This is a genomic window from Rhodococcus sp. WS1 (assembly GCF_003797745.1).
Taxonomy (GTDB): domain Bacteria; phylum Actinomycetota; class Actinomycetes; order Mycobacteriales; family Mycobacteriaceae; genus Rhodococcus_F; species Rhodococcus_F erythropolis.
Map to the genome: position 1 here is coordinate 117,956 of NZ_RKLZ01000004.1, position 17,521 is coordinate 135,476.

Annotated in this window: 15 protein-coding genes; 8 read left to right on the plus strand and 7 right to left on the minus strand. The window is 55.8% G+C overall.

Features of this window, described 5'->3' with window-relative positions; all coding sequences use genetic code 11:
• The first annotated feature begins 22 nt into the window (after positions 1 to 22).
• The 4 genes from EEB12_RS28760 to EEB12_RS30705 are packed head-to-tail and all read left to right on the plus strand — an operon-like array spanning position 23 to position 3,331.
• The gene (locus tag EEB12_RS28760) at positions 23 to 244 is read left to right on the plus strand and encodes a hypothetical protein (protein ID WP_141489017.1); all 222 of its coding nucleotides are present in this window, start codon (positions 23 to 25) and stop codon (positions 242 to 244) included.
• Complete coding sequence (locus EEB12_RS28765) at positions 245 to 547, plus strand: type II toxin-antitoxin system PemK/MazF family toxin (RefSeq protein WP_141489018.1); 303 nt, start codon at positions 245 to 247, stop codon at positions 545 to 547.
• A 52-nt stretch (positions 548 to 599) separates the two neighbouring features.
• Positions 600 to 2,534, plus strand: a complete 1,935-nt coding sequence (locus EEB12_RS28770; RefSeq protein ID WP_141489019.1) for a hypothetical protein — start codon at positions 600 to 602, stop codon at positions 2,532 to 2,534.
• Positions 2,534 to 3,331, plus strand: coding sequence for a hypothetical protein (locus tag EEB12_RS30705; protein ID WP_141489020.1), 798 nt, complete (start codon positions 2,534 to 2,536; stop codon positions 3,329 to 3,331). Before EEB12_RS28770 ends, EEB12_RS30705 begins: the two co-directional genes overlap by 1 nt.
• Positions 3,332 to 3,473: 142 nt before the next feature.
• Here EEB12_RS30705 and EEB12_RS28780 read toward each other — a convergent pair whose 3' ends face one another.
• Positions 3,474 to 4,544 (minus strand): YhcG family protein, encoded by a 1,071-nt coding sequence (locus EEB12_RS28780; RefSeq protein ID WP_141489021.1) that lies wholly within the window; start codon positions 4,542 to 4,544, stop codon positions 3,474 to 3,476.
• A gap of 145 nt (positions 4,545 to 4,689) precedes the next feature.
• Here EEB12_RS28780 and EEB12_RS28785 point away from each other — a divergent pair, with 145 nt between their 5' ends.
• Positions 4,690 to 4,818, plus strand: coding sequence for a hypothetical protein (locus EEB12_RS28785; protein WP_258537446.1), 129 nt, complete (start codon positions 4,690 to 4,692; stop codon positions 4,816 to 4,818).
• Positions 4,819 to 5,109: 291 nt separating this feature from the next.
• Here EEB12_RS28785 and EEB12_RS28795 read toward each other — a convergent pair whose 3' ends face one another.
• From EEB12_RS28795 to EEB12_RS28805, 3 genes are all read right to left on the minus strand, one after another.
• Positions 5,110 to 6,477, minus strand: a complete 1,368-nt coding sequence (locus EEB12_RS28795) for an MFS transporter (protein ID WP_141489023.1) — start codon at positions 6,475 to 6,477, stop codon at positions 5,110 to 5,112.
• A 255-nt stretch (positions 6,478 to 6,732) separates the two neighbouring features.
• Entirely contained in the window at positions 6,733 to 7,746 is a 1,014-nt protein-coding gene (locus EEB12_RS28800) for an NAD-dependent epimerase/dehydratase family protein (protein WP_181447590.1), read from the minus strand.
• Positions 7,747 to 7,938: 192 nt separating this feature from the next.
• Positions 7,939 to 9,432, minus strand: a complete 1,494-nt coding sequence (locus tag EEB12_RS28805) for an aldehyde dehydrogenase family protein (RefSeq protein ID WP_141489025.1) — start codon at positions 9,430 to 9,432, stop codon at positions 7,939 to 7,941.
• A 1,902-nt stretch (positions 9,433 to 11,334) separates the two neighbouring features.
• Between EEB12_RS28805 and EEB12_RS28810 the strand changes: the two genes are divergently transcribed.
• Positions 11,335 to 11,997, plus strand: coding sequence for a cupin domain-containing protein (locus tag EEB12_RS28810; RefSeq protein WP_141489026.1), 663 nt, complete (start codon positions 11,335 to 11,337; stop codon positions 11,995 to 11,997).
• A 329-nt stretch (positions 11,998 to 12,326) separates the two neighbouring features.
• On the opposite strand, the gene EEB12_RS28815 is transcribed toward EEB12_RS28810, so the two are convergent.
• On the minus strand, positions 12,327 to 13,073 hold the full coding sequence (locus EEB12_RS28815) for an IclR family transcriptional regulator (protein WP_141489027.1): 747 nt from the start codon (positions 13,071 to 13,073) through the stop codon (positions 12,327 to 12,329).
• A 561-nt stretch (positions 13,074 to 13,634) separates the two neighbouring features.
• On the opposite strand from EEB12_RS28815, the gene EEB12_RS28820 reads away from it, so the two are divergent.
• Positions 13,635 to 14,909, plus strand: coding sequence for a sugar ABC transporter substrate-binding protein (locus EEB12_RS28820; protein WP_141489028.1), 1,275 nt, complete (start codon positions 13,635 to 13,637; stop codon positions 14,907 to 14,909).
• On the opposite strand, the gene EEB12_RS28825 is transcribed toward EEB12_RS28820, so the two are convergent.
• Positions 14,885 to 15,268, minus strand: coding sequence for a hypothetical protein (locus tag EEB12_RS28825; protein WP_141489029.1), 384 nt, complete (start codon positions 15,266 to 15,268; stop codon positions 14,885 to 14,887). The two genes, EEB12_RS28820 and EEB12_RS28825, sit on opposite strands and share 25 nt — an antisense overlap.
• A 426-nt stretch (positions 15,269 to 15,694) precedes the next feature.
• Between EEB12_RS28825 and EEB12_RS31170 the strand changes: the two genes are divergently transcribed.
• Positions 15,695 to 16,261 (plus strand): transposase, encoded by a 567-nt coding sequence (locus EEB12_RS31170; RefSeq protein WP_410055720.1) that lies wholly within the window; start codon positions 15,695 to 15,697, stop codon positions 16,259 to 16,261.
• 480 nt (positions 16,262 to 16,741) lie between these two features.
• On the opposite strand, the gene EEB12_RS28840 is transcribed toward EEB12_RS31170, so the two are convergent.
• A complete protein-coding gene (locus EEB12_RS28840) occupies positions 16,742 to 17,470 on the minus strand; it encodes a metal-dependent hydrolase (RefSeq protein WP_141489032.1) in 729 nt (242 codons plus the stop codon).
• Between the last annotated feature and the right edge of the window lie 51 nt (positions 17,471 to 17,521).

Here is a 17,521-nt window from a genome sequence, read left to right on the forward strand (position 1 = left end):
CCCGAATTGGTATCATCGTGCTATGAGTACGCAGATCGCGGTACGCCTACCCGAGGAAATCGTGGCCTTTCTCGACAGCGAAGTCAGCGGCGGGCGCGCGAAAAGTCGTGCCCAAGTAGTACTTCGAGCGTTGGAGCGCGAGCAGCGTCGACAGCTTGCGGTCCGAGATGTGGAGATCTTGTCTGATGGCACCGAAACGAGTAGCGATGTGAATATCGCCGCCGCGCATGGGAAGAAGAACTGAGTGCGCCCAATTCATGACGCACAGCTCGAAACGCTCTGGCCGGTTTTGGTTCTGACAAGGGAGCTGGTTCGGCCCCACCTCGCGACGGTCACTGTTGCCCCCATTCGTTCGAAGGGGCGGGGGTTGTCGACGGAACTGTCCCTCGGTGAAGGCAACGGCGTCGAGGACGGATCGGTTGCCGACTGCGACGCTATAACGACGCTCCCTGTTTCCGCACTCGGTGCGAACCGAGGATTTCTGCTGCCAGCTCAGGAAGTGTTGTTGAGCAGGGCGCTGCGATCCGCATTCGATCTCGAATCATGAGGACGTCAGTAGCGGGGATGGGGCAGCTGTGGCGGTGAAAAAGTGGGAGCAGATGCCCTTGTTCGACCTCGATGCTCTTCCAGACCACAAGGTAATGGCAGATGGCCCTGAATTGGACACTGAGCAAGCCCTCTTCGAGCTCGACGAGGCCGCAACGCCGGAATCCGATGCTGACATGGACGACCAAGCACCGACTGTGGCCGATCGCCTCGACGTGACGGTAGAAGCCGAAACGGCAACTGGCGAAAGCGTCGATCCAGACTGCCCAGGTGTGGACACGCCATCGACACCGGCCTCAGACACTGAACCTAATCTTCCCCACGGCAAATCCGCTGTTGAAGTGGACTCGGAACCCACCCAGGCGTCCGAACTCGACACAACCGAACCCGTCGCCCTACCTCCCGCCGGCGAGTCGGCAGACGGCCACGCCGTCGTTGTCACGGCAGCTGGCACCTACACACCATCCGGCCACACACTCACCGGCCCAGTAGATTCCATCGAAAAACTCGACAAACTGATCAGATGGGCAACCCTGACCCCACTGGGCGCACCGGCACAGATCTGGATCGTCGGAATCGAAGCCTGCGAAATGCTCGGATGGATCATCGACCCAGGCAGCGAAGATGACGTCGACGATATGGAAATTCTCCGCACACGCGCCGCCGTAGAACTCACAGCGATCCTCCATGCCACACTGACCCCGATGCTGACCGCAGGATGGGAGCTCCGCGGGGAGCCTGGCCACGTCGTTCACCTCTCCCGCACCACCGGGAACTTCACATCCATGGTCGACATTTTCATCGAACCCTACGTGTGGACGTACTGGAACAAAGACTTCGGATGGGGCAATCGCGTGGGAGACATGGGAATCCTCGGATCACCCACCGCCGGAACCTACCTCCCCGACGACGACCTCCCCGCTGCGCAGGAACTGGGACGCCGACTCGCCTGGTGCACACAGTACCTCGGCGTACTACCCGGCCCCACTCCAGCACGCACCGGTGCCGCCATCGTCGACAAGATCAAACGCGACCGCACCCGCAGCGGTAAAGGAATCGTCGTCACCGTCCGTGGACCCGTCCCACCCCTCGACGGTGAACCTCGCGGAGATCTTGAACCTGCAGTCGGATGGACCCGCATCCCTGACCTCGAAGAACTTTCCGACGCAACACAACTGGTATCGATAGATCAACGAGCTGCGTACCTCGCTTCCGCTGGCATGCTCGAATTCGGCTACGGAAAACCTCGACATCTTCGCGGCGAGAACGCGCTCGACGCTGCCCGTCGATCGAAAACCCCGTTCGGACTCTGGCGTGTAACCCTCCCGCCCGGTGACACGTTGACGCTCCCACCCGCTCTGCCGTTGCCTCACCCACACATGCTCGCCGACCAACCTGTGCAAACCTGGATCACCACCGTCAGCCTCGACGCACTGCAAACGTCCATCGCAGATGGCGGAATCGGCGCAGAACTCGACGACCTCGACATCACCGAAGCATGGGTCTACCCCGAACAAGGTCGAGCCCTCGACAAGTGGGCGAAAATCTTGAGAGAAGCCCGCAAAGTTGCCGTCGACACCGGCGACACAGCAATGAAACGGTTCATCGGCGCCTGCTACAAGGGCTACATCGGCCGAATGGTCAACCCCGACATGTGGACCGCCAAACAAATGCAACACCACCACCAACCGCTCTGGCGAGCAGCGATCATCGCACACTGCCGCTGGCGAGGCCGCCGCGTCGCAATGCGCATCGCGCGCGAAACCGGCCGATGGCCACTGCGCACCGTCACCGACTCCTGGGTCTACCCCCTGCCCCCGGGCATCGACATCGCAGACGACAGTGACGCACTCGGGAAAATGACTCTCGAAAAGCGTGCCCCGCTCACCGAGGACATCACCGTCATGCTAACCGACGCACGCGACACCCACGAGATCAACCTCGCACTCAAAGCTGCGTTCACCGACGAAGATGAAGGAAACATATAGTGGCCCTGCATCTTCCGAAACCACGATCAACCAAACCCGCCCAAAAAACCGTAGGCTTGGACGGCCTCAACGTATCCGTCTCGACAGCAGCGACCAACGGTATCGAAAAATCCAAATCAGTCAAAAGCGGGGGATTGGCCGGACTCACCAGCAAAGTCTCCGTACGCCAGATTCGTACCGAAATCGGCAAAGAAGGCCTACGGCAAGCAGCTGTCGACGCAGGAAGAAAACCCCCCTCAGACCGAACACTGCGCCGCTGGGCGCAGCAAGGACGAATCCCACACCCCGACGTCACCGAACGCGCACAACGGCGAGCAGCCATCGAACGCCTCGGCGGAATCGACGCTGTCGCAAAGAAAATCGGCCGTTCACGATCAGCGGTCTCTCGCTACCGCTCCGGGGAAACCAACGAACTACGTGCGGACGCGAAAAAGAAACTCAAGAACGTCAAAGCCCGCGACATCATGGACCGCGCCGGCGTCTTGCGACCCGACGGACAACCCAAAAAGGCGACCATCCGAGTCCGTGGGGGAGTGTCCGTCCGCAACGGTTCCGAAGAAGGTTACGACTATCGAGTGCGCACCCTCGACTTCGCGAACTCCGACAGCCCCTTCAGTCTCGACGAAACACGAGAACTCGCCATGGCTTTGGCCAACGACGATCACGCCCGGGTGGTTGCCATCCTCGAACGTCACGCCACGATGGACTACCCTGAAAACAAGGGATTCGACCAGTACGGCGACACTTTCGGATTTCACTTCGATTCCATCGAATCCGTCCACATCGACTGGACATAGAACTGCTGGACATAGAACTGCCCTGCCCCTCGACGCACCGGGCAGGACAAGGCATCTCGTTCGCAGATCCTCGTGCGAAACATCGGTAGGGTTCTCGGCACCAGAGGATATGTCGGCCAGGTTCGGAATCGAATGGCGCCTCTCAGCCGGAGTTGTCAGGTTTGACGGGCAGTTGGGAGTCGAGTTCGGAGACGGTGGCTTCCACAGCTGCCGCGATCTCGTCGTCGGTAGGGACGAGATCGCGAACCTGGGAGGGGAGAGTCTCATAGGTGTAGTCGGCTACCGCGAGAGGTGCAGTTGTCCCGGCAAGTGAATACCGGACGACGTTGTCGTTGCGGCCCGCGCAGAGCAAGATCCCCACAGTCGGTGCGTGGACGTCCTTGTTGCGGAGGTTGTCGTCGATCCACGAAACGTAGAAGCCGAGCTTCCCGACATACTCCGGCTCGAACCTGCCTACCTTCAACTCGACGACAACAAACCTCGCTTGCACCCAGTTGAAGAACAGCAAGTCGATATAGAAATCCTGATCACCGACCTCGAAATGGTATTGGCGCCCGACAAAAGCGAACCCGTGTCCCAGCTCAAGGAGGAACTGCTCCAGGCGACGCATCAGTGCGGACTCCAGTTCCCGCTCCGCGACACGTTTGGTGATATCGAGAAAATCGAAGACGTACGGGTCACGCACCAACTGTTGAGCGAGATCGGAATCCTCGGCCGGAAGATGGTCCTGAAAATTCGACGGTGCCGCACCGATCCTGCGCCGTAAACCGCTGTTGATCTGATTTTGCAGTACATTGCGCGACCATCCGTGTTCCGCAGCGGCCGATGCATACCAGTCGCGGTCGGACCGGTTATCGAGTTTGTCGAGCAATACCGTCACATGACCCCACGGCAGTTGGCCAACAGGTTGTTGGCCAATTGCATCGCGACCCCAGATGCTCGCCATCTGCCGCATGTACTTCAGATTGGTCCGCGACAACCCACGCATGTCGGGAAAGGCTGATCGAAGATCGGCGGCGAGCTTGTCGATCACCTTTGAACCCCAGCCCTCGGCCTCCTGGCGCTGCACGATTGCGTGCCCTATGTCCCAATAGAGGGTGAGCAGTTCGGTGTTGACGATTCGGGTGGCGCGCACACGCGCTTGCCGAACTTGCGACTTGAGATGATCGAGAAGCTGGGCATAGTCGGCGGGCAGTTCGGCTGGAGCATTCACCCATCCATCTTCACCCAGCACTGCTGGGAACGCCCACCGGACATGCCCTACTGGACAGCTACGCCCGCAGGAGCGCACCGACTCCTGGGTCTACCCCCTGCCCCCGGGCATCGACATCGCAGACGACAGTGACGCACTCGGGAAAATGACTCTCGAAAAGCGTGCCCCGCTCACCGAGGACATCACCGTCATGCTAACCGACGCCCGCGACACCCACGAGATCAACCTCGCACTCAAAGCTGCGTTCACCGACGAAGATGAAGGAAACATATAGTGGCCCTGCATCTTCCGAAACCACGATCAACCAAACCCGCCCAAAAAACCGTAGGCTTGGACGGCCTCAACGTATCCGTCTCGACAGCAGCAATCAGCGGGATTGAAAAATCCAAATCAGGCAACGTCGGAATCGGAACGCTATGCAAGTTCACCGCCTTCGCCGGTTATGTTGGCAGCGATGACTCCAGTCATATTACTGGTGCCCGTTCGTTTGGCGCTCCCGGTCCTGCGGGTCGATCGAACGGAAGGCTAGGAGTGGGGGCGCCCAATAACCGTCCGGTCAGAGCGATCAGGCAACCAGAGGTCGGTTGGCCGTTTCTCGAACGAAGAACGACGCAACCAATGATGGAATCACGGTCAATATTAGGTAAAATCCCGGAGCAAGTGGACTACCTGTTTTTTCGGTAAGGAATAGTGATATGTAAGGCGCTGTCCCTCCGAAGATCGCTACCAACAGACCAAGAGTAATAGCCGAACTGGTGAATCTGATACGAGTAGGGAACCGCTCAAGGGCCGGAGTGAGGCTATTTGCCGAGGCGGCAGCCGTCGGAATTACCAAGAGAATCAGGCCCATAATGGCTTTTCCGAATTCACCGCTTTCCAATAACAGAAAAGCTGGATATGTTAGGAGGGCGAATCCCCCCGCTGTGAGGCGCAGCATCATGCGTCGGCCAATTGAATCGGATGCGATCGCAAATAGCAAAATAGCTACCATTTGAATCAATCCCGCAATAGAAATCATAGACAGCGCAGTTGCCGCTGAAAAATTCATCTCTTTCTTGAGGAATGTGGGCATGAAGGTCATCAGCAAGTAGAAACTTACCATCGTTGGCATGTAGAAAGCCGCGGCAACAACCATATCTCGGACATTTTCTACGCCCCAAACCTTCGGTTTTAGTGTCTTCTCTGAACGTCGCGATGGTGTTTCTTTCGAATTTATCGAACCATTTTTTGCGGACTCGAAGCTGGGTGACTCGTCCACTTTTAATCGTATATACAGACCTATTACGCCAACAGGGCCGGCCAGTAGGAATGGTATCCGCCATCCCCAGGACTGCATCGATTCCTCGGGCAGCAGGGTTGCGACCAACGCAGCAATTGAAATTCCTGATATGTATGCCGCAGTTGTAGCAACCTGCAGCCAACTGACGAGAAATCCCCGCTTTCGATCTGGGGCATGTTCCGCTACGAAAAGAGCGGCACCGGCTAGCTCACCGCCCGCAGATATTCCTTGTATCAAGCGCAACGCAATAAGAAGTATCGGTGCAATAATACCTATAGAATCGTAGTTTGGTATCAACCCGATCAGTACGGTGGCTATCGATATTAGCAATATAATGAAAGAAAGTGTCTTCTTTCGGCCGATCCGGTCGCCTACCGGACCCCAAATGAAAGCTCCGAGCGGCCTTGCCACAAATGCGACAGCGAACACAGCGAAGGTGCTCAGCAGGCCGACAACGGGTTCGGCATTTGGAAAGAAAACATGTGCGAGCACCGGGGCTAGCGCACCGTAAATTGCGAAATCGTAGTATTCGATGAAAGTTCCAGCGGTCGCGGATCCGATTACTCGCCGCAACGATCTTTTTTGGCCATCAGTAGATTGTGAATCTGCTGAAACTACAGCAGGATCACGGACAATCTCGCGAGAGTTTTCCATACTAATCCTAATCCTGAGCCGAAATAGAAAATCCCAATTATTAATCAAAGAGAGTTGAGTGTTACACCCAGTTTAGACTTTTGCAAGTAAAGATGTCCAACCCTCAGTGTATTTTTGTTCGTAAGTTACGGTCGACCAGAAGGCGCGGCTATTTTTTAGATAAGCATGGTCGATAGGTGTTGACAACCTCGACGTCGATCAGTTCTGTCGCATGAGGGGACGCGGCGCCCCGATATTTTTCGGGGCGCCGCTCGGTTACGGCTGGATAGTCGGAGTCGGATGTTGGTAATCCTGCTGGTCGAGCCAGCTCACAAGCCGTTCAATTCCAGCTTCGATGGAAATCGTAGGTGCCCATCCGATTAGTCGTTCTGCGCTGCTTATTTCGAATGGATGTTTATTCGTTGTGGGCATCGCAATTTGCGTGGGGTTTTTCTTGAAGATGGGCGCAAGGTCGGAGTTGCATGCCTTAGTGATTAGCTCGATGATCCGCCGCTGAGTAGTGTCTACGCCCGTCGCGATGTTAATACCACCGCCAGTCGCGCTGCTTTGCATAGCCAGCAGATTTGCGCGGGCAACGTCGCCAACGTATACGTAGTCCTGAACTCCTGTTCCGTCACCTTCAATTATTGCCGGCACGCCGGAGCGAATGCGCTCGTATGCATCAACCATTCGCGTCGCGTCGAGCGCTCTTTTATGCTGACGCTCTCCGTAAACTGCGGAGTACCGAAGCGCCAAAAAGTCAACACCGTGCGCTTCGCTGTACATTCGTCCAAGCCCCTCTCCCATGATCTTAGAGGTGCAATACAAAATTAGGCTTGGTGAAAGGTTTTGCCATCGAAGTGGGGTGTCGTCACTGATGGGGGCGTCTCCTGCTGCGCCGTATACACCCGTTGTCGAGCTGAATATCACTTTTTTTACGCCTTGAATACGTGATGCTTCGAGGATATTCTGGGCGCCGCGAATATTGACATCGATGCCCAACCAAGGATTCGCAGACATCGGTTTGGTCAGGAACCCCGCTAGGTTGAAGACGCCATCCGTAGCAGTGAAGGGATCAAATAATTCGTTCAACCGAAGTGCATCCCCTCGCAGGAATGTGCAACGTTTATCTTCGACCAGATGTTCAATGTTCTGAGTCACACCGAGTGCAAGATTGTCGACCAGAATCACCTCGCGTGCGCCTTCGGAAAGCAGTTGCTCCCCGATATGCGAGCCAAGCAAGCTGGCTCCACCTACGACAACAAATTTTCCATCCGCAATATTAGGCATTATGTCCTTTCGTGTGGTTATTCGTACTCGCTCGTGAAGATTAGAATTAGAAATTGCCATTCGATGCAATTTGATTATTGCAAATGGCATGAGTAGTTCCGATGCGGTCGTATGTCGGGTTATCAATTGGCAGCGATTTCCCTGAATATACGTAAGAGATCGCTTATGGACCCGGTTTAGCCTGTCTCATTTTTATCCGATATTCATGTAAGCGGCCTTCTGGTAAAGGAAGCTCTCGACATGCTCTGGTCCACCTTTCCATCCATAGCCGCTGGTTTTGTAGCCTCCGAAGCCGACGGCGGGGTCTAGCGCGCCATAGCAATTTACCCAAATCGTGCCGGCCTGGATACCTTCCACCATTTTGTGCGCGGTCGAAAAACTCTCAGTCCAAACTCCGCCCGCGAGACCATAGTCAGTATCATTGGCCAGACGGAGTGCTTCTTCTTCGTCTTCGAACGGTATCACCGAAATGACTGGACCGAATATTTCTTCACGCGCTATTGTCATACTGTTTTCCACACCTGAGAATACGGTCGGTTCGACGAAGAATCCGCCTGCTGTTGCGGAGATGCCCGTTTCTACTTTGCCGCCGGTAACCAGTTTCGCACCCTCTCGCTGGCCGATTTCGATATACCGAGACACCCGGTCGAGCTGCTTTTGAGAAATCAAGGGACCGAGGTCCACGTCGGCGTCTAGACCATTTCCAGTCTTGAGGCTATTACTGAAAACCTGAAGTCGATCCAGAAATTCATCATGAATATTATTTTGTACATAAAGCCTCGTTCCTGCTGTACAAAATTGCCCACTGTTTCCGAAGACGCCCATGGCTGTTCCTGGCACAGCAATGTCGAGGTTTGCGTCGCCGAAGACGATATCTGGCGACTTGCCACCCAGTTCAAGTTGGATTCTCTTGATGTTTCCCGCCGAAGCCTCGATGATCTTTCGCCCGGTCTCTGTCGAGCCGGTGAAAGACAATCGGTTGACATCAGGGTGTGCAGCAAGCGCAGCGCCCGCGCTTGCTCCAGAGCCGGTGACAATGTTAACAACTCCGTCAGGCACGCCAGCCTCTGTCAGTAATTCTGCAACCCTCAATACCGTCAGTGAAGCGTCTTCGGCCGGCTTAAGTACGGCCGTGCATCCAGTGGCGAGGACGGGACCCAGAATATACCACTGGCTCATGATAGGACCATTCCACGGAATAATCCCGCCAACGACCCCTATCGGAGCTTTAATTTTCGCTGTGAACTGTCCGCCGATCGAGCTTCGCAAGCTCTCTGTGGACGCTGATCCAGTCTGCGAGGCGTAGAACAAAATTAGTTGTGAGACCCAGTTCTTAAGCCCTCTAGTTCGCGAGAGTGGGGATCCCATATCCAATGTTTCGATTAATGCCAGTTCGTCAAAGTTTTTCTCAATTACGTCATGGACACGGAGTAGCAACCTTTGACGATCGAAAGGTGACCACTTGCTCCATTCCCCTTCGAAAGCCTGACGCGCAGCTCTGACTGCGCGATCCACATCAATGCCGTCGCCTTGAGCGATGTGCGCAAGGACCTCACCGGTAGCGGGATTTACAGCGCCGAACTCGCGACCGGAAGCCGGTTCGAGCCATTCACCTCCAATGAATAGTTTTTTCGAACCGCTGACGAATGAAGGCGTGGAGACGCCCAGTGTTTCAATGGGATTCATAACTTCCTTACTCAAGGGGCGAATATGGGCTGGGTCCTGTTTGCGCCTCGGCGCGAGGATCAGCAAGCACACCGATCACCTCATGTTCGTATATACGAACGACGATTCGGATTCGCTCGTTCTGACCGTATGTGACGGGGGGCATAGTGTCAATGACCTGCCGCACGAACGGAAACTGATCTCTCGCCCTCAATCTGGTCTGCTTCCCGACGAGTGCCCCACAGGGTGTGAGACGCCGTTCCGTCCTGATCAAGGCCATGAAAGCTCCAACTCAAGGACTAGAAGAGACGGCACATACCTGAACAGGCCATCCGCCTACGTCGAACTCGCAGCCAAGATCGCCCAGGTCGAGGAGATTGCTGGACAACCCAATATCTTGGATCGACACCCCGACGACCGATGCGAGTAGTAGGGCGGCTTGAAACCCGAGGGAGCCAAGGAGTTCGAGCAGCTCGAGAACGAGAACGCCCTGCTCCAGAATTCGTCGCCGACACCGAGTTAGACAAGGCGGCCCTCAAGGAGATCGCAAAGGGCAAGTCTGAGCCTGCCCGCGGAGCGAGTCGTTGTTTGTCATGCTTGTAGGAAACGATAGGACTTTCGTAGTGTTTCGCCCCGGAGGGGCGTCGGGTAAAAACGCGGTCCAACCGCCGCACACAGGAGCTCACGAAGTTACGCTGCATTCCGATCTGCGGGCGCGATTGCGTGACTGGGTCAGAGCCAATCGTGTAGGGGTGTCTGACAAGCCTGGCCCGATCTGCGTGCCGCCGGCCGGGTGATCAAGAGAATAGGGCGAAGGTACAACGGCTTTGGTGTGAGTGTTCTGATGCCGAGTGGCTCACCAAACGACCACCTTCCAGAGCGTCCACCTTGAGTGCGTGTTGCGGAGCCGATCAACACGGCGGAGTTCAAATTTGCGGTGGCACCGGCGTAGAGTCGCAATGGGAATCTGCCCGATCCGGTTGTGGTGGTTAAGAATCCAGAGTTGGGCGTTCGGTTGGTGCTGTCAAGTTGTTTGGGTTTCGGCAGTTTCGGGGGTGCCAGGGCATCGCATCGAATGGCGTTCAGGCTTGCCGGGTTCTGTTCGGTGACATCGATCCCAAGGCTGGAATTGAGTACGCATCTCGATCTGATGGCCGGACAGGACTACGATGATCAGGCAATTTGACGCTTAGGGATTTGTTGAGCGCTGACGAGAAGCCCTGTGTTGCAACGACTGAGGGGGCCTATTCATCGTCCGCTCGCGTTGGCGGACTGCCAGCCGCCAGGGCTGTCGGACCCCACTGATCGTGCCGCGGTCTTTTGGCCGGATACCACGAGTCCTGAGTTCAGAGCGCTCTGCGTCCAGCTGCCGGCGACTCAATCTCGCATTCCAGGCCCGAATCGTAACCTTGACTCCCGGCGCTCGCCCGCCTGGAACTTGATCCTCCCGTATGGGCATTTCGATGGCGTAGTCGCACCTCAAGAGATGTCCGTCCGGAGAACGGGACGACGTAACGGCGTCATAGTCCCACATTGTCGGATCAGCAAACTTGACGGTCCCTGTCAAAGGCCCGGACCAGGGTGAACGTCGACCGTCACGAAATTGCCCGTTGACAGCGTTCGTGATCCAACTTACAGTCAGACCACCATGCTGAACGATCGTTCCTAAATAGGAACGATCGGGATGGAAATGCTGCGAGTTAGGCATTTCCTGTCGCATTTGTTTTTAGAGAATTCCCATGCCGCCCTATGAGAGGGGTTGTGAATCCCGCGGTGAGATTAGCGCCGCAATTGTTCTAACATTCGTTTACGGAAATATTTGGGTGCGAATTTATAGAGCTCAAATATGGTCCATGATGTAAGAATCGGGCGGAAATTCTGTGTGGGTGCACCCACACGAGGTTATTTTTAGCATGCAGATCCGTGAGTGTCCTGGAATATTTCCACAATATCACAAGAAAATGGAGGAATGGAGGGTTTCTTACCGGGCAAGTTGGAGAAGATCTCAAATTTTTTGTCATCTACGAGCATGAAAAGATCGGACAAATCGCAATGGGCAATAATCGTTCACTGACTGACGCGCGCCTTGTTGTTGCAGGGCTTGATGAACACGGGAAGTCGGCAATATTAATCGACAAAAATGCGGATTCAAAGCTAGCTACGCCAGCATATACCACAATTAATCTATGGCAGATAGATAATATGCCCCCGGGTATAGATGAAATTGGGATCCCTTCGGGTACGGTGTCCCTCTTGCCTCCGGTCGGTAGTGCACTATACAGAATAGTAACATTTCCTCCCGACAGTGCTATCGGACCCGAAGCATATAAGAATTCTCTTGAATTATTTGGAGACGAAAATGCGCTTGTTTCTGAAGCGAACGATATTGCTGGACTTCACCAAACAGACAGTATAGATATAGTTACCGTTATTTCCGGTGAGGTTTACGCGGTTCTTGAGACGACCGAAACCCTGCTTCGTAGTGGGGAAACATTTATCCAGCGTGGAGGAAAGCACTCATGGAGCAATAGGGGGAAGGAGGACGTAAGTTGTGTTGTCGTTGTAATTCCTGTATCGAAATTGTAAACTCTGCACAGTCGAAATAGGTGAGCTGTGGAGTCTGTAATAAGTTCACACTATTAATGATAGGCTTCAATGTCGAAATGGGCATCTCATGCAAACGAGCTTCCAGCGTACCAAAAAGCAGTGAGAATATCGAAAGATTCGACCGCATTCTTTTCGAAGAACTGCTCTACTTTAGAGAATGCATCAGCGGAAAATATGTCAGCGCACGCCAACGACGCGCCGCCATCGAGACCCGGAATTTTCACTACAGTTACCCCTGGCACATTCAGCCCTGCTAAGGAGGACCGCCCGCCACTGTGTACCGCAATTAAGGTCCACGAATCATGTGATCAGCTGACCGCCAGCAACGCTGCGGTTCTTCGGACGTCCTCTGCGATGTCGTCCAAGTTTTCGATCTGCCTAACCTCGGGGCCGGTCATAGAGACGGTCATGGTTACAGGCCCGCCCGGCGTGACAACCGGGCTTGAAATACCAAACATTCCAACAGGGGCTGCGGTACCGATGCTAACCGCGACTCCCTGCTCTCGAATTTTCGCAATCTCCATCAAGGCGTCTCGATAGGCGTCATCGACGATGCCGAGTTTGGCGAGGTAGTTGTCTCGGAGGCGAGTTGACATGAAAGCTAACAGACATTTGCCGCTACTGGCTGGCCATAGCTCAACCCTGGTGTTCAGTGGCATCGCTGCGCGCAGCGAGTGTGTCGATTCGACGGATTGCACGTACACAACTGAATCCCCTACCAGAACCCCAATCATCGCAGTCTCATTCCACCTTTGTGACAGTCGGCTCAGCTCGTTTCCGATTGACCGCCATCGTCTGTGCTCGATGGCTGGTCCGAGCAAGGACGCGATGGCCGGCCCGCAGACGTAGCGGCCTGACGATTCTTGCAAGTAACCGAGTGCCACGAGTCCCTTGGCGAGGCCGTGCACCGAGGTCTTCGGTGCGTTAACCGACCTCGAAAGTTCCGACAGTTGAAGACCAGTGGGTTCGCTGGCTACGACGGCTTCGACCAGTCCCATAATCCGGGAAACTGTGCGGTGCTCCACGGCGGACGATGAGGCGACCTGAAGTGGCATCTTTTCCTGCTTTCGACGAGCTCGTCTTGTTCGAAAGAAATGACTTCGAAAGAAATGACCTTGGTAGCCCGCGCGTCAGCGGGCCGTGGACATCGTACAAGTGCCAGCATGCCTGCACGCCTGACGCTACGTGAGGCGCATCTTCAGTGAGGACGGTCTGCGGAGAGCCCCCACATTTGGCAGACCCGTTGACGCTGTGCTTCGGGTCACATAACATAGTACACGTTGAATCCGAACCGCCGTTCATATATGCGAACGTCCGTGATGCGACTCACCAACCCCGTGCGAAACTCCTGACGGGGCCTCGCCCGCGATACTCGCTCTCGACCCTAATCTGAGTCAAAAGACGTGCCAGAGTTTGGGTTTATCTGCTGCATTCGCACCGGACAGAACAAAGTGAATCTTCTAATTTGTCGCGTCGAAGAATCTTTTTAGTAGTTGTTAAATTGCTTGTCTTTTGATTATTGCATTGGTTTCGCCAGCTGGTCCTCAGGTAAGGCAGAAATCCCTCTCGTCATTGTCCGCTGTCTATCAAACAAAAAAATCAAAGGAGAACTGCCCATGTTTTCTGTAACAGCACGCGCGCGGCGAAAAATGATTGCCCTAGTGTCGGTCGCAGCGTTATCCCTCGCGATAACGGCCTGTGGGGGCGCTACAGGCGGATCGGTTGCCCCGAACCTCACTTCGCTAAGTACCATTCCTGACTCCGATCCGTTTGTTCTAAAGGCGATGGCTGCCAAAGTGCTGAACACTGAACTCGACGTGAACGCCTTGGCTCCCGAGTTGCAGCGTGTTCTCATGGGAGGTTCTGTTCCATTGACCGCAGAACAGCACGAAGTCTTCGAGGACTGCATGACCAAGACAGAGTGCGAGACCGGACAGGGTGCCTACACGCTCGCCCTCATGTCAGACCTCGACCATAGCTACTGGTCGCAGGCCCGCGCGGAGATGACGTCCTTCGCGATCAAGAGTGGCAAGATTTCGAGGATAATTTACATGGACAGCGGCCCAGACCTGCAGCGGCACCTTATGAATTGGCGAATTGCGATCGCGCAGGGCGTTGATATCATCGTTCCTTGGCTCAACACGGTCGGTAACCAGGTCGGCCCGGTGGTAAAGCAGGCAGTTGCAGCTGGTATCGCGGTCGTGAACGGCATTAATCTGCCTGCCGCTGCAGTAGCCGAACAGCTCAGCGGGAGGATCAAGCTCGGCCTGTGTGGAATGTGGGAGAGTGCCGCACCACGACTCAAGGAGCACCTTCAGAAGAAAGGCTCAGACTTGACGTATGCGATGTTCACCGGCATACCTGGTAACGCATATGCCCCGACCTGGCAGCCCTGCGCGAAAGATGCACTCGACGCAGCAGGGTTCAGACAGGTCTATGAAGGGACTACTGACTGGTCACCGCAGGGGACAGTGCAAGCCGCCTCCGCGCTGCGTGCTTCGGGTAAGGCGCCGGGTTTGATCGCTTACGACGAGTCCGCGACCGACTTCATTAATGCCTACACCGCCGCGGGAGATAAGGGCGTCCCAACTATAGCGTTGAGCGGGAGCACGACCCTTGGCACACTCCAGGCGGTCGAGCGAGCTCGTTTAGGCGGCTTTGACGCCGATGTCTTTCTCATGTCGGGGCAGGCATGGATCAATGCCGCTGCCGTGGCTGTAGGGATCCAAATCAAGGACGGCTTCGAACCTTCCTCCGACCTCATTGTCTATCCGATGGGGATTGCGAGCGCTGACGAAGCCATCAAGCAACTCGATTTGTCGTTGCCCGAGGCCGCACTCAACGGAGTCCTGCTGGATCCGGCGGATCAGGTTGCAGTGCTCAACAACTGATGCATTTTGATCGAATAGATGATGTCGCTGAACCGTGATGGGTTTGATGCCGCTTCCTCTTGCGAAGGATGCAGATCATGCCCAATCGTTGCCCGCCAGAGCAGCGTTAGCGAGCCGTCAGGATGGTTCTGGACCACCTCGGCGAATGTCGATCCGTCTACTCCGCATGTCTGGTGATCGACCTGAAACTCGGTATCGGTGCCGAATAGTTGCGAAACCGGGCCAGCCCGGGGCGCATCGATGCCGGCCAAACCGTCAACGCTACTTCTGCGGAACAACAACGCATCAAGGATCTCAAAAAAGCGAACAAAATTCTGAAGTCGGCATCGAATTTCTTCGCGAGGGAACTCGACTCTCACCGCCGTGAGGGTACCCCCGGCGCCAGATGCTTGAGGAATAGTCCAGCTCATCGACGACATGAGTGCACAAGATTTCAGGGTCGAGTCGATCTAATGAGATCGGTAACCATGCCAGCACCGGACTTCTCGACTCGATCCGAGTTCGAACTCATTCTTGGCAGATCGTAGCTCACATCGGCGCGGGTAACCCCATCCTGTCCTTGTCGAAAGCGGAGTCAAGTGTCGAGCCGCGACAGGTGATCACTTCGCCGAGCGGGACGTTCAGTCCTGACGGCAGTGCGTGACACCCGATCCGCTGGCAGGAGATCACGGTAGATGCGATGGCGGCCCGAGGCCTGCTCATAAATGCGTTGGTCGACCTTCCCTGTTCGACCAACGTGGTGCGGCTTGCTGGCCGCATTCCCGGGCGAGGCCAGCACTGACGAGATGGCTCAGCTGTGGTGGGGAATCGATTGGGCAGAAGGGAATGACGTCGCAGGCGTCGACCGACTTGGTAGTGATCCTCGAACTACGAAAGGACGGACTCGACGAGCTGCCCGTCGCTATCGAAACGGTACTAGGCCTACTCGTCGCTTCGCGCCGCCGGCGCCGATAGTGTTCGCGATCAACCCGTTGTCCGTCTCGAGATATCGGGACCGCTATTCGCCGAGTCGAACGAAAAGCGACGCCGCAGACGCGATGATACTGGCCAACATCCTTCGCACCGATAATGACAATCGTCGGCGGCTTCCCAACGACTTGTACAGCCGCCGAGAAATCACCGCTCACCTGCGCCGCAAAGGCCACCACGTCGCGAGCGGTGGCCAGGGTGGATGCCAGTCGGAGTGCCTCGCGCGCACCCATGGTGATCAGGTCGGCGAATGTTTCGATAAATGCCGGAAAGCATTGGTGGAGAAAGGAACGTGCTTTGCTGCCGATCTGTTGTCTTTCCCAGATCACGTCCTGATGGACCCTGGCAAACACCTTGACGGATGGAGCTTGTTCGCTGGGTAATCGTAGGGTGGCGTGCCTTGAAAGTGAAGGACACGGCAATGGTCACTACGTTGAAGATGGCGTTGTGGCGACGCGATCACGGGTAATCGCACGACTAGCGTTTGGCTGATCCATCACAGCGAGGTCGGCAGTCGACGTACGTATATCGCTTTCGCGGAAACGCTTGTGCAGTAGTGGATTGCAGCTTCAATCGGAAGTGTCGGCGCGATATCGCCCTTGCGGAGTCGACGATCGGACTGTGCAAGACAGTTGAAGTCTCCAAGAGGAGTCCGTTTCTGCAAGGACCGATCAAGACGATCGCGACATCGAATTCTTGGCCGATGGAGTGGGTGGACTGGTTCAATACCCGTCGCCTGCACAGCACCTTGGACTATGTCACTCCCCACGAGTTCGAGGCTATCTATTACTATTACTTTTAAGTATCGATACTCCAGCCGGAGATGCCGCCAGCAGGGGGGGCGGCAAGACATCCGGCCTGGTTCAGTGAGTAGGTTCTGCTGCGTAGGAGACGCGGATCCGGCCACGTTTGATTTTGATGGTGGGAATCGTGAGGTTCCCAAGTTCACCGAGTCGGCGTAGGTGGGTTCCTCCACACAGCGCGGCATGGAGTTCTCCGATACGAACAGTCCGCAGGCCCGACTCGTCGACGTCGGCATCTACTCGAAGGTCGCTGCCTATCGTGGTCTGGACGACCTCGCGTAGTGCCTCGGTCGCGTGGATCCGTCCGGCGTCGTCGGCAAGTCGTGCGTCTGAAGACGTGAATTCGATTCGGGACTGACCCGGGAAGTGGATGTTTGCAGCCAGGGTCCATCCCTGCGTTCGGCCAGCGGCCTCGATAACGTGGCCGGCGGTGTGATGGGCCGCGTTGCTCATTCGCTGCGCGAGGTCGATATTTGTGCGCACGCGTTGGCCTATCCGGTAGTTTTCGGCTGCGGAGCCGTCGCCGAAGAACGAGGCGAGGACAAGTCCGGTGTCCCGGTCGAGGAACGGGACGATTTCATACTGGTCGAGCCAGCCCTTGTCTGCCGGTTGTCCTCCGCCTTGCGGGTGGAAGATGCACTGTTCCACGGCAATCCATGGGCGGCCAAGTTGTGATCCCCGCGCAATTATGAAGGTGTCGAGGTGATCGAGATAGGTATCCTTGAGGTAGATGCAGTCCTGGCCGGCCTGTTGCCGGGGCGGTTGCGCGGTCGGTGGTGTGATTGGCATGGTGCTTGCTTTCGTGGTGGTAACAGTTGGCGAAACTTGGGCTGATGGAGG